Raw genomic sequence first — 13149 nt, 5'->3', positions numbered from 1 at the left:
AAAAGAGATCATACCAAACGCCTATTTTTTAATCGCGCTGAAAAAGATTGCAAATGATTGTGCGCTGCGTCATCTATGCGCACATGACGCTGCGCGACCTGACCATTCTGGTGATCGATGAAAACGCCATTCGCGCCTCCATTATCGAGGAAGGCCTGCGAGAGGCGGGGCATGACCGCGTCACCGTGATCCACGAGGTCCACGGCGTGGCGCGCATCATCGACACGCTCTGTCCCGACGTCATCGTCATAGACATCGAAAATCCCAACCGGGACATGATGGAGCATTTGTTTCAACTGACCCGCACCGTAGGACGACCCATCGCCATGTTCGTGGACCGGTCCGATACGGCCTCCATCGAAGCAGCGGTCGAGGCAGGTGTCTCTGCCTATATCGTTGATGGCCTGAAGAAAGAACGCGTCAAACCCATTCTCGATATGGCCGTCAGCCGCTTCAACGCCTTTAGCCGCCTGAAGCGAGAACTGGCTGACGCAAAATCTGCACTGGAAGACCGCAAGATCGTGGAGCGCGCAAAGGGCATTTTGATGAAGATGCGCGGCCTTTCCGAAGAGGAAGCCTTCGCGCTTTTGCGCCAGACGGCGATGAACGAGAAGAAGAAACTGTCCGAGATCGCGCAAAGCGTGGTCACCGCCGCCGGTTTGCTGATGTGAGCGGCGCAGGGACAGGAAAGGAAGCATACAGATGACGCCTATCGTCAGCGACACAACGAAAAGCGGCAGCGCAGACAGCGCGCCCGGCCTTATTGGCAATGACCGCCAGCGCACCTTGCGCGCAGGCTTCATTCCACTGGTCGATGCCTCCGTCCTGATCGCCGCTGCGGAATTCGGCTTCGCCGAGCGAGAAGGCCTGACGCTTGATTTGGTCAAGGATGTATCTTGGGCCAATGTGCGCGACCGTCTGGCGTTCCGACAGTTCGATATCGCCCACATGTTGTCTCCCATGCCTGTTGCTTCGATGCTCGATCTCGGCTCCAACCCCTCCCCCACCATCACGCCGTTTTCGCTCGGGCGTGGCGGCAATGCCATTACGCTGTCGACGCGGTTGTTTGCGCGCATGCGCGAAGTGGCGGGAATTTCCGAAACCGCCAGCGCGCTGGACAATGCCAAAGCACTGAAAACACTTCTCGATGAAATGCGCGCACGTGGCGAACCGGCACCGACCTTCGGCGTTACCTACCCCTTCTCATCGCATAATTATGAATTTCGCTATTGGCTGGCGGCTGGCGGTATTCACCCTGACAAAGACGTCAAACTCGTCGTCGTGCCGCCACCGCTGACGTCGGATGCCTTGGCCGCTGGTGCTATCGACGGGTTCTGCGTCGGGGCGCCCTGGAACATGGTTGCAAGCGAACGTGGCATTGGCCGTATCGTTGCGGCAAAACAGGATATCTGGCCATCAGCACCGGAGAAAGTCGTCGGTATGCGCCCGGAATGGGCAGAGGCACAACCCGAAGCAGTTTCCCGCCTGCTGGTGGCGCTAGATGCTGCGGCGCGCTGGTGTGACGATGCAGAAAACCACAATGCGCTGGCCGAAACCTTGGCGAAAGAGAAATACATCGCCGCACCCGTCGAGATCATCCGCCAGGTACTAGCTGGACGCTTCAGTGTCGATGCGCAAGGCAATCAGCGCGTGATTGAGCGCTATTTCACCTTCCACGACAATTTTGCCAATTACCCACGCAAGAGCCAGGCGTTGTGGATTTACAGCCAGATGATCCGCTGGGGGCAGGCCCAATTTACGCCGCAAGCCGCAGAAGCTGCGGCATCGGCCTATCGCAGCGACCTCTACCGCGATGCTTTGGGCACAGGTAATTCACCGCAAGATGCCGATACGCGGATTGAAGGTGACAGAGATGGTGACCGTTTCATGGATGGCAACGTCTTCGATCCGGGCGCGATTGTAGACTACGTGAACGGCTTTGCAGTGAGTGCGCATGCAGAAAATCACACTGGAATCGATGAAGCCTAAGCGTCGTATCTGCACAAAAGCTGCGCATTAAAAACATTGAGCCACAATCAGCTGCGCAAATTATAATCCGAAAACGCAACGATCAAAATATAGCCGCGCACCCGCGCATCTAAAAATACCCATGCCATTTCAGCCACATGGAAGCTTTTGAACAAACTGGCATAGCGTTTGCTTTATAGAAAACACTCGGTCAACGGCGATCGAGGATAAAAGCGCTTCACTGCTGCTTACCAACGACACTGACGTCGCAAGGTTTTTGCTGACCGGGACCTCCCTCCCGGCAAACGCAATCTCCGAGCGGCGTTTTTTTATTTTTACTTTTCGCAAACAGCGCCGGAACGGCGGATCAAAAATGGGGAACATGCGCATGAAACCGACATTCACCGGCACCATAAGCCGCCGCAGCATGCTGAAGACCACCGCCACCGCAGCCCTGATCACGGCGATGAAATCCGCTTTCCCATCCGGCGCATTTGCCGCTACCGCCGCGCCGGAGGTTAAAGGCGCCAAACTTGGCTACATAGCGTTGACGGACGCCGCACCCCTCATCGTCGCGTCGGAAAAAGGGCTCTTCGCCAAATACGGAATGCCTGATGTGGAAGTTGCCAAGCAGGCCTCCTGGGGTGCGACACGCGACAATCTCGTTCTCGGCGGCGCATCCAACGGCATCGATGGTGCGCATATCCTGACCCCCATGCCCTACCTCATGCACACCGGCAAGGTGACACAGAACAATGTGCCCGTGCCGATGGCCATTCTCGCCCGCCTTAACCTCGACAGCCAGGGCATTTCGGTTGCCAAGGAATATGCCGAGACCGGCGTGCAGCTGGATGCTTCCAAGCTGAGAGCAGCCTTCGAGAAGAAGAAGGCCGAAGGCAAGGAGATCAAGGCGGCCATGACCTTCCCCGGCGGCACGCATGATTTGTGGATACGCTACTGGCTAGCCGCTGGCGGCATCAACCCGGACAAGGATGTCTCCACCATCGTCGTTCCGCCACCGCAGATGGTTGCCAATATGAAAGTTGGCAACATGGATGTGTTCTGCGTGGGCGAGCCCTGGAATGAGCAGCTGGTCAACCAGGGCATCGGCTTTACCGCCTGTACCACCGGCGAGCTTTGGAAGGGACATCCTGAAAAGGCACTCGGCATGCGCGCCGAGTGGGTCGAGAAGAACCCAAACGCCGCCAAAGCCATCCTCATGGCCGTGATGGAAGCCCAGCAATGGTGCGACAGCATGGACAACAAGGATGAGATGTCCGCCATTCTCGGCAAGCGCCAATGGTTTAACGTGCCGCCAAAGGATGTGCTGGGTCGCCTGAAGGGTGACATCAATTACGGCAATGGCCGTGTGGCCCATGGCACCGATTTGCAGATGAAATTCTGGAAAGATAGCGCGTCCTACCCGTTCCAGAGCCATGACAGCTGGTTCATCGCCGAGAATGTCCGCTGGGGCAAATTCGCGCCGGATACCGACATCAAGGCGCTGGTGTCCCAGGTCAACCGCGAAGACCTGTGGCGCGAAGCCGCAAAGGAACTGGGCGTGGCTGCAGCCGATATCCCGACATCGAAATCCCGCGGCAAGGAGACCTTCTTCGATGGCAAGGTTTTCGACCCGGAAAATCCATCCGCCTATCTCGAAAGCCTCTCGATCAAAGCCGCTTCTTAAAGACGCTCTCGCCCCTCCTCCTTGGGGTGAGGGGCACGGACCTCTTGCAAATAGGATAGACCCATGACCGCAACCGCCCGCAAGACAGACAGCATGGCAACGGCCACCGCCATTCCGAAAAGCGGCACTGTGATTGCCATCGACCGCCGCAAGGCACCGGCACTGAACGCCAAAAAGATCGCCGCTGCCATAACCCGCAACGTCGTTCCGCCGCTCGTCGTGCTGGTGATCATGCTGGTCGTCTGGCAGATGCTTTGTTCCTCCCCCGGCGCGACTTTGCCGCCGCCGAGCCAGGTGTTTCAGGAAAGCTATGACCTGATCGTCTATCCGTTCTTCGTCAACGGCTCGCAGGATATCGGGCTGGGCTGGCGAGTTCTGATTTCACTGGAGCGCGTGGCCTATGGTTTCGGCCTTGCCGCAGTAGCAGGCGTCATCCTCGGTGCGGTCGTCGGACAGTCCATCTGGGCGATGCGCGGTCTCGACCCGATCTTTCAGGTGCTGCGCACCGTGCCGCCGCTGGCCTGGCTGCCGCTTTCGCTGGCCGCCTTTCAGGACAGCAATCCATCCGCCATTTTCGTGATCTTCATTACCTCCATCTGGCCGGTCATCATCAACACCGCGGTTGGCGTGCGCAACATTCCGCAGGATTACCGCAACGTGGCGCAGGTGCTGCGGCTGAACCAGCTGGAGTTCTTCTACAAGATCATGCTGCCATCCGCCGCGCCCTACATCTTCACGGGCTTGCGCATCGGTGTCGGCCTCTCGTGGCTCGCCATCGTCGCCGCGGAAATGCTGACCGGTGGCGTCGGTATCGGCTTCTTCATCTGGGATGCGTGGAATTCCTCGCGCCTGCCCGACATCATCGTCGCCCTCGCCTACATCGGCGTCGTCGGCTTCGTGCTCGACAAACTGGTCGCAGCACTCGGCAATGTCATCACCCGCGGCGCAGCGGCCAACTGAGAAGGCAAGCAATTCCAGGAAAAGTGGAAACCGGTTTTCCGTTCGGGATTGCGTCAAAGGAGAAATACATGATGAACGCCTATCTCAAGCTCGATAACATCGACAAATATTTCGATAAGGGCGGTGCCCGCGCCGAGGTGCTGAAGGGCATCAACCTGACCATCAGCAAGGGCGAATTCGTCTCGGTCATCGGCCATTCCGGCTGCGGCAAGTCCACCATGTTGAACCTCATCGCGGGGCTCACCAAGGTTTCCTCCGGCGTCGTCCTTCTGGAAAACCGCGAGGTGAACGAGCCCGGCCCGGAACGCGCCGTGGTTTTTCAGAACCACAGCCTGCTGCCATGGCTGAGCGTCTACGAAAACGTCAATCTCGGCGTCGAAAAGGTCTTCCGCTACAGCAAGTCCAAGGCTGAGCGCCACGAATGGGTCATGCGCAATCTCGACCTCGTGCAGATGGCCCATGCCAAGGACAAGAAACCATCCGAAATTTCCGGCGGCATGAAGCAACGTGTCGGCATTGCCCGGGCGCTGGCGATGGAGCCGAAAATTCTGCTGCTGGACGAGCCCTTCGGTGCGCTGGACGCTCTGACCCGCGCCCATTTGCAGGATGCGGTGATGGAAATCCACGCCCGTCTTGGCAACACCATGGTGATGATTACCCACGACGTGGACGAAGCCGTGCTGCTCTCGGACCGCATCGTCATGATGACCAACGGTCCCGCCGCACATATCGGCGAAATTCTCGATGTGCCGCTGCCAAGACCGCGCCACCGCATCGAGCTTGCCTCCGACCGAACCTACCTGAAATGCCGCGAAGCCGTGTTGAAGTTCCTCTACGAACGTCACCGCTTCGTCGAAGCTGCGGAGTAACCAACATGACAGAAAAGCTTGTCATCATCGGAAACGGCATGGCCCCCGGGCGCATGCTGGAAGAACTGTTCGAGAAAGCACCTGATCGATATCAGGTCACGATTTTCAACGCCGAGCCCCGCGTCAATTACGACCGCATCATGCTGTCGCCGGTGCTGTCGGGTGAGAAGTCCTATGAGGACATCATCATCCATGGTGACGGCTGGTATATCCAGCACGGCATCACGCTCTATAAGGGCCACCGCATCGTCAACATCGATCGCGCTGCGAAGACGGTAACCTCCGACCATGGCGTAACGGAAAACTACGACAAGCTGGTCATCGCCACCGGCTCCGTTCCCTTCATCATCCCTGTTCCGGGCAAGGATCTGCCCGGCGTCATCACCTATCGCGATCTAGATGATGTGGATGCGATGTTGCTGGCCGCCCAATCCCGCGCAAAGGCCGTCGTCATCGGTGGCGGGTTGCTGGGGCTGGAAGCGGCGGCCGGTCTTTCTATGCGCGGCATGGACGTGACCGTACTGCACGTAATGCCGACGCTGATGGAGCGCCAGCTCGACCCGGCAGCGGGCTATCTCCTGCAAAAAGCGATGGAAGATCGCGGCATCAAGGTCATCACCAAGGCCAATACTAAGCAGATTGTCGGCACCGACAAGGTCGAAGGCATCGAGCTCGACAATGGCACCATCATCCCTGCCACGCTGGTGGTGATGGCGGTCGGCATTCGGCCCAATGCGGGTCTCGCAAAGGACACAGGTCTTGCCGTCAATCGCGGGATCGTCGTGGACGCAGGCATGCAGACATCGGACGGCGATATTCTCTCCGTCGGTGAGTGCGCCGAGGTGGATGGCATGGTCTACGGCCTCGTCGCGCCGCTTTACGAAATGGCACGGGTCGCGGCCTCTCATCTGGCGGGCGATGCCACACCGGCCTTCGTCCATGCGGATACGCCGACGAAGCTCAAGGTTACCGGCATCAACCTCTTCTCCATCGGTGACTTTGCCGATGGCGATGACCGCGAGGAAATCGTACTGCGCGATGCTACCGCAGGCGTCTACAAGCGCGTGATCCTGAAAGACAATCGCATTATCGGCACCGTTCTCTACGGCGAAACCTCCGATGGCGCGTGGTTCAACGACCTGAAGAAAAAAGCGACCGATATTTCGGAAATGCGCGACACACTGATTTTTGGCCAAGCCTATCAGGGAGGGTCCCCACTGGACCCTATGGCGGCCGTTGCAGCCTTGCCGGATGACGCGGAAATCTGTGGCTGTAACGGCGTTTGCAAGAGCAAGATCACCTCGACCATCACGTCGAAGGGGCTGACATCGCTGGATGATGTCCGCGCCCACACCAAGGCCTCGGCATCGTGCGGTTCCTGCACCGGCCTTGTGGAACAATTGATGACGCTGACGCTGGGTGACAGCTATAATCCAGCTGCCGTTCAGCCCATGTGCACCTGCACGGAGCTTGGCCATGATGACGTCCGTCGTCTGATCAAGGCCAAGGGTCTGAAAACCATCCCTGCCGTCATGCAGGAGCTGGAGTGGAAAACATCCTGCGGCTGCGCCAAATGCCGTCCGGCGCTGAATTACTATCTCGTTTCCGACTGGCCGGATGAATATGCCGATGATTACCAGTCGCGCTATATCAACGAGCGTGTTCACGCCAATATCCAGAAGGACGGCACCTATTCCGTCGTGCCGCGCATGTGGGGTGGCGTGACCAATGCCAACGAATTGCGCGCCATTGCCGATGTTGTCGACAAGTTCGAAATACCGATGGTGAAGGTCACCGGTGGCCAGCGTATCGACTTGCTCGGCATCGAAAAAGAAGACCTGCCCGCCGTCTGGGCCGATCTCGGCAAGGCCGGTTTCATCTCCGGTCAGGCCTACGCCAAAGGCCTTCGCACCGTCAAAACCTGCGTCGGTTCGGACTGGTGCCGCTTCGGCACGCAGGATTCGACCGGCTTCGGCATTCGCGTCGAGAAGTTCATGTGGGGTTCCTGGACACCGGCAAAGCTGAAGCTGGCCGTCTCCGGCTGTCCGCGCAACTGCGCCGAGGCCACCTGCAAGGATATCGGAGTCATCTGCGTCGACAGTGGTTACGAAATCCACTTCGCCGGTGCTGCCGGTCTCGACATCAAGGGCACGGAAGTTCTAGGCCTCGTCAAAACCGAGGACGAGGCGCTGGAGCATATCGTGGCGCTAACGCAGATGTATCGCGAACAGGGTCGTTATCTCGAGCGCATCTACAAATGGGCCAAGCGCATTGGTTACGACGAAGTCCGCCGCCAGATCATGGGTGATGCCGAAAAGCGCAAGGCCTATTTCGAGCGCTTCGTCTTCAGCCAGAAATTTGCGCAGGTCGATCCGTGGTCGGAGCGCGTGTCCGGCGAACACAAGCACGAATTCAAACCGATGGCGACCATCGGCTTCAATCAAGCCGCAGAGTGACCGACCGCCGCAAGGCGTGACGGACGCGTGGGCAGCCGGGTGGGCGGAAAGAGGAGTTTCCGCCCACCCGGAGACATCATCGACAAGGACAGGATGAACGCAATGAACTGGGTCGATATCGGCGAAATCTCCGACATTCCTCTGCGCGGCGCACGCTGCGTCAAAACGCCATCGGGCAAGATCGCCGTGTTCCGCACGGCGGACAACGATGTCTATGCCATCGAAGACCACTGCCCGCACAAGGGCGGCCCCTTAAGCCAGGGCATCGTCCACGGCGCATCGGTCACATGTCCGCTGCACAATTGGGTGATTTCGCTGGAAACCGGCAAGGCGCTGGGTGCGGATGAGGGTGCGGTGCGCACCATTCCCGTTCGCAATGTGGACGGCAAGCTGTCGATATCAATCGAAAGCCTCATGATCGCGGCGGAGTGAGCATGGCACAAGAGGTCAAGACTACCTGTCCCTATTGCGGCGTCGGCTGTGGCGTGATTGCCAAGATCGAAGACGATGGCGCTGTTTCCGTCAAAGGCGATCCCGATCACCCTGCCAATCTGGGACGGCTCTGTTCCAAGGGCTCGGCGCTGGCCGAAACCATCGATCTCGACGGGCGTCTACTTTATCCGCAAGTGGATGGCGAGCGGGTGACATGGGACAGTGCACTTGACCTCGTGGCCGCTAAATTTTCTGAAGCCATTGCCGAACATGGACCTGACTCGGTCGCCTTCTACGTCTCCGGCCAGTTGCTGACCGAAGATTATTACATCGCCAACAAGCTGATGAAAGGCTTCATCGGTTCGGCCAATATCGATACGAATTCGCGCCTGTGCATGTCCTCCTCCGTCGCCGGCCACCGCCGCGCCTTTGGGTCGGATACAGTGCCGGGCCTTTACGAGGATATTTTCGAAGCCGATCTCGTCATTCTCACGGGCTCCAATCTCGCATGGTGCCATCCGGTCATCTACCAGCGTCTCGCCGCCGCCAAGGCCGAGCGTCCGCAAATGCGCATCGTCGTCATCGACCCGCGCCGCACCATGACCTGCGACATCGCAGACATGCATCTGGCGATCCGCCCGGATGGCGATGTCGCGCTGTTTACCGGCCTTTTGGCCCATCTCGCCAACGGCCCTGCCATCGACCGAACCTATATCGAGAGCTTCACAAACGGCTTCGATACTTCGGTCCAATCCGCTGAGGAATACAGCCTTCCCGAAATTGCAGAAGCGACTGGATTGACCATTGCCGAACTCATCCAGTTCTACGAACTCTATGAGCGGACGGAAAAGACCGTCACCTGCTACAGCCAGGGCGTCAACCAATCGGCCAGCGGCACGGACAAGGTCAACGCCATCATCAACTGCCATTTGGCAACCGGCCGCATCGGCAGGTCAGGCATGGGGCCGTTTTCACTGACCGGTCAGCCCAATGCCATGGGTGGGCGCGAGGTCGGCGGTCTCGCCAACATGCTGGCCGCCCATATGGCCATCGAAAATGCCGATGACCGCGACCGCGTGCAGCGGTTCTGGAACGCACCGACTATCGCCCAAAAGCCGGGCCTAAAAGCCGTCGATCTGTTTCAGGCGGTGGCCGATGGCCGCATCAAAGCTTTGTGGATCATGGCAACGAACCCAGTGGTCTCCATGCCCGATGCCAGCGCCGTCGAAGCCGCATTGAAAGCCTGCCCCTTCGTCGTCGTCTCCGACATGTTCGCAACCACCGATACGGCCAAATACGCCCATGTCCTCCTGCCCTCGCTGGGCTGGGGCGAAAAGGACGGAACCGTCACCAACTCTGAACGGCGAATTTCCCGCCAGCGCGGCTATCTGCCCGCACCGGGAGAGGCAACGGCAGACTGGTGGCAGTTGGCAGAAGTTGGCCGCCGCATGGGCTTTGCCGAGGCGTTCGATTACACCGGCCCAGCCGATATCTTCACCGAACACGCAAATCTCTCCGCATTCGAGAATAACGGCTCGNCCGGCCCAGCCGATATCTTCACCGAACACGCAAATCTCTCCGCATTCGAGAATAACGGCTCGCGTGATTTCGACATTGGCGCCTATTCCGCCCTGACAAAGCCAGCCTATGACGGCCTGTCGCCCTTCAACTGGCCACAGGCCGCTTCCGGGCAACGCGAAACGAGCCGCTTCTTTGCAGACGGACAATTCTATCATGCCGATGGCAAGGCCCGCTTCGTCAGCACCGCCCTGCCGCAAACATCCCGCATCGATGCAGCCTACCCGCTGACCCTCAACACCGGTCGCATTCGCGACCAGTGGCACACCATGACGCGCACCGGCAAAAGCGCGCGCCTTTCATCTCACCTCGCAGAACCCTTCGTTGAACTGCACCCGCGCGATGCCATGGAAGCCGGCATCGAAAGCGCCGATCTCGTGGAAATCGAAAGCCCGCTCGGCAAGATCATCGTGCGGGCGCTGGTCACGGAACGACAGGCGGGCGGCAATATCTTCGTGCCCATGCACTGGAACGACCAGTTTGCTGCCAATGCCCGTGTGGACAGGCTGGTGCCATCGGTAACCGACCCCTTCTCCGGCCAACCGGCATCGAAAAACATCGCCGTCACCGGGCGCCGTTTTCAGGCGAAAGCCTATGCGTTCGCGGTAACGCAGGCCAAACCGCAGGGTCTCGATTGCGCCTATTGGGCGCTGGCAAAGGCCGACGGCGGTTATCGTCTGGAGATGGCGTTCGATGAGATCCCCGAAGACTGGAGCGGCTGGGCGCGCAGCGTTTTTGGTATCGATGTCAGCATAGAACCCATAGGCTATGCCGACAACAGCAGCGCCCAGGTCCGTCTTGCCTTCTTTGATGGCGAGACATTGCTGGCAGCACTTTACATCGCCAATAACCCTGTCGCTGTCGCACGCAACTGGGCAATCTCCCAACTCTCTGTCCGCCACGAGGATTTACGGACCCGTTTCTTCCTCGTTGCAGGCCGACCCGGCTTTGGCAAATCGGACCCCGGCGCAACAGTCTGCTCCTGCTTCAATGTCGGCGTCAACCAGATCACGACGGCCATCCGCGATGGATGCCACACCGTCGAAGCCATCGGCAAGACCTTGAGCGCGGGAACGAATTGCGGGTCCTGCCGTGCAGAAATCCGAGGGATCATAGACGGCTGCCTCAAAACCGCGGCAGAGTGATTGCCTGTGTTTCCCGCTCTAAAGGGGTTGTGATTATCATGAATATGGAATGAGGTGCCGGACAACCGAATCTCAAAGAAGACCCCCTTGAATACTGATCCATTCCATATTCTCAAGACCATCTACGGCTACGACACATTTCGCGGGCAGCAGGCAGACATCGTTCAGCACGTGATTGCCGGCAACAATGCCTTCGTGCTGATGCCGACAGGTGGTGGAAAGTCGCTCTGCTACCAGATTCCCGCCCTCTCCCGCCCCGGCATGGGCCTCGTCGTCTCGCCATTGATCGCGCTGATGGTCGATCAGGTCGCAGCTCTTCGTCAGGCTGGTGTCAGAGCCGAAGCCTTGAACTCCAACTTGGCGCCCGACGAGCGACGCGCATTATGGGCCGATATTCGCGCTGGCAAGGTCAGCATTCTCTATGCGGCACCCGAAACCTTGCTGAAGCCGGACGTTCTAGATTCTCTCCAGAGCGTGCCGCTATCAATTATCGCTATCGATGAAGCCCACTGCCTGTCGCAATGGGGACACGATTTCAGGCCTCCGTACCGCCAACTCGACATGTTGATCGAGCGGTTTCCCGACACGCCGCGCATGGCGCTGACGGCGACCGCGGACGAGCCGACGCGGGCGGAAATATTGGAGCACATGCGCATTGAAGGCAGCGACGCTTTCATAGCCGGGTTCGACCGCCCGAACATTCGCTATGCCATTATGGAGAAGGACAATCCCCGCGCGCAGGTCAAACGCTTCCTGCGGGACCATCAGGATGAAAGCGGCATCATCTATTGCCTGTCCAAACGAAAGACCGAGGAAACGGCGGAATGGCTGCGCTCCGAAGGTTACGATGCGCTGTCTTATCATGCCGGTATGGCACGAGAGGACCGCGAGGCAAACCAGACCCATTTCCAGCATGGCGAAGCCATCATCATGGTCGCCACCATCGCGTTTGGCATGGGCATCGATAAGCCAGATGTGCGCTTTGTCGTCCATATCGATCTGCCAAGCAGCATCGAGGCCTATTACCAGGAGACGGGTCGCGCGGGTCGTGACGGCCTGCCGTCCGATGTGCTGATGCTCTACGGCTCCGAAGACATCGCGCTGCGCAATCGCTTCATCGAGACCTCCGATGCGCCTGACCAGCGCAAACATATGGAGCGGCAAAAGCTGGATGCATTGCTGGGTCTGGCCGAAACGGCAGGATGCCGCAGACAGGCCCTGCTCTCCTACTTCGGTGACAGTTGCGACCCTTGCGGCAATTGCGATACCTGCGCGGAGCCACCGGAACTCTTCGATGGCACTATCGCCGCGCAGAAAATCCTGTCCTGCATCTACCGGACGGGGGAGCGCTTCGGCCAAGCCTATATCATCAGTGTTTTGCTGGGTGTCGAAGACGAGCGCATTACCCGCTTCGGCCACGACCAGATCACCACCTATGGCATCGGCAAGGAACACGATAACCGCACCTGGCGCGCCATCCTGCGCCAATTGATCGCGTCCCGCCTGATCGAGGTCGATCTGGAAGGCCACGGCGGCCTTTCCATTTCCGAAACCGGACGACAGTTCCTGCGCGAAAAGCCAGCATTGCTGCTGCGAAAGCCCCAGGCACCGCGAAAAGCAAGCAGAGATCGCAACGCGCGTGGCCAAGTAGCGACAAATCTTCCAGAAAGCGATGCAGCACTATTCCAGGCCCTGCGGGAACGGCGCATGGAAATCGCCCGCACCCAGAACCTGCCGCCATATGTCATCTTCCATGACAAAACGCTGATCGAACTCGCCGGTGCCAGACCCACCTCCCGCGCCGAAATGGCCAAGGTCCCCGGCGTAGGCGAAGCAAAACTCGACCGCTATGGCCCGGCCTTTCTGGAAGTGATCGCAGAGTTTTTGGCTGCATCCACGGTCTATTGAAAACGGCACAGACAAGGCGCGCGGGCCTGTCATTCCGAAAGAGAAAAGGCGAACAACTCAGCAAGATTTCGAACCCGTATCGGATCTGGGCGACCGAGCCTCATGCCAAACGCAAGGGCACCCATTCCACTATAGTGAGGAACTAT

The 13149-nt window shown here is 58.8% G+C and carries 9 protein-coding genes and 1 pseudogene; all 10 read left to right on the top strand.

The features are described 5' to 3' along the window. Positions 1–83 precede the first annotated feature (83 nt). The 10 genes and pseudogenes from CPJ18_RS02920 (at position 84) to recQ (ending at position 13003) form a co-directional block, all read left to right on the top strand. A complete protein-coding gene (locus CPJ18_RS02920) occupies positions 84–671 on the top strand; it encodes an ANTAR domain-containing response regulator (RefSeq protein ID WP_045228282.1) in 588 nt (195 codons plus the stop codon). Between the two features lie 31 nt (positions 672–702). Continuing rightward, positions 703–1989: a CmpA/NrtA family ABC transporter substrate-binding protein gene (locus CPJ18_RS02915; protein ID WP_103656998.1), complete on the top strand. Its 1287-nt coding sequence runs from the start codon at positions 703–705 to the stop codon at positions 1987–1989. Positions 1990–2356: 367 nt separating this feature from the next. Further along, the gene (locus tag CPJ18_RS02910) at positions 2357–3655 is read left to right on the top strand and encodes a CmpA/NrtA family ABC transporter substrate-binding protein (protein ID WP_103657327.1); all 1299 of its coding nucleotides are present in this window, start codon (positions 2357–2359) and stop codon (positions 3653–3655) included. Between the two features lie 63 nt (positions 3656–3718). Continuing rightward, positions 3719–4615 (top strand): nitrate ABC transporter permease, encoded by an 897-nt coding sequence (gene ntrB, locus CPJ18_RS02905; RefSeq protein ID WP_103656997.1) that lies wholly within the window; start codon positions 3719–3721, stop codon positions 4613–4615. A gap of 71 nt (positions 4616–4686) precedes the next feature. Further along, positions 4687–5484, top strand: a complete 798-nt coding sequence (locus CPJ18_RS02900) for an ABC transporter ATP-binding protein (RefSeq protein WP_103657326.1) — start codon at positions 4687–4689, stop codon at positions 5482–5484. A gap of 5 nt (positions 5485–5489) precedes the next feature. Then, on the top strand, positions 5490–7940 hold the full coding sequence (nirB, locus tag CPJ18_RS02895) for a nitrite reductase large subunit NirB (protein WP_103656996.1): 2451 nt from the start codon (positions 5490–5492) through the stop codon (positions 7938–7940). A 102-nt stretch (positions 7941–8042) separates the two neighbouring features. Next, positions 8043–8372, top strand: coding sequence for a nitrite reductase small subunit NirD (nirD, locus tag CPJ18_RS02890; RefSeq protein ID WP_103657325.1), 330 nt, complete (start codon positions 8043–8045; stop codon positions 8370–8372). A gap of 2 nt (positions 8373–8374) precedes the next feature. Then, a pseudogene (locus CPJ18_RS27095) lies at positions 8375–9910 on the top strand (molybdopterin-dependent oxidoreductase); the annotation flags it as partial. A gap of 1 nt (position 9911) precedes the next feature. Further along, on the top strand, positions 9912–11095 hold a 1184-nt coding region (locus tag CPJ18_RS27090), incomplete at its 5' end, for a nitrate reductase (protein ID WP_245445307.1). An 87-nt stretch (positions 11096–11182) separates the two neighbouring features. Further along, entirely contained in the window at positions 11183–13003 is a 1821-nt protein-coding gene (gene recQ, locus CPJ18_RS02880) for a DNA helicase RecQ (protein WP_103656994.1), read from the top strand. Positions 13004–13149 lie beyond the last annotated feature (146 nt).

It is taken from the genome of Agrobacterium rosae (assembly GCF_002915175.1).
Lineage (GTDB): Bacteria > Pseudomonadota > Alphaproteobacteria > Rhizobiales > Rhizobiaceae > Agrobacterium > Agrobacterium rosae.
Note: the sequence above shows the minus strand (reverse complement) of the source record. Positions and strands in the feature narration are given on the sequence as shown.

What these genes read in the sequence shown, in the direction of transcription:
- nirD (WP_103657325.1), top strand. Translation starts at nt 8,043, where the DNA reads ATGAACTGGGTCGATATCGGCGAAATCTCCGACATTCCTCTGCGCGGC.
- CPJ18_RS02910 (WP_103657327.1), top strand. Translation starts at nt 2,357, where the DNA reads ATGAAACCGACATTCACCGGCACCATAAGCCGCCGCAGCATGCTGAAG.
- CPJ18_RS02915 (WP_103656998.1), top strand. Translation starts at nt 703, where the DNA reads ATGACGCCTATCGTCAGCGACACAACGAAAAGCGGCAGCGCAGACAGC.
- CPJ18_RS02900 (WP_103657326.1), top strand. Translation starts at nt 4,687, where the DNA reads ATGAACGCCTATCTCAAGCTCGATAACATCGACAAATATTTCGATAAG.
- CPJ18_RS02920 (WP_045228282.1), top strand. Translation starts at nt 84, where the DNA reads ATGACGCTGCGCGACCTGACCATTCTGGTGATCGATGAAAACGCCATT.
- nirB (WP_103656996.1), top strand. Translation starts at nt 5,490, where the DNA reads ATGACAGAAAAGCTTGTCATCATCGGAAACGGCATGGCCCCCGGGCGC.
- ntrB (WP_103656997.1), top strand. Translation starts at nt 3,719, where the DNA reads ATGACCGCAACCGCCCGCAAGACAGACAGCATGGCAACGGCCACCGCC.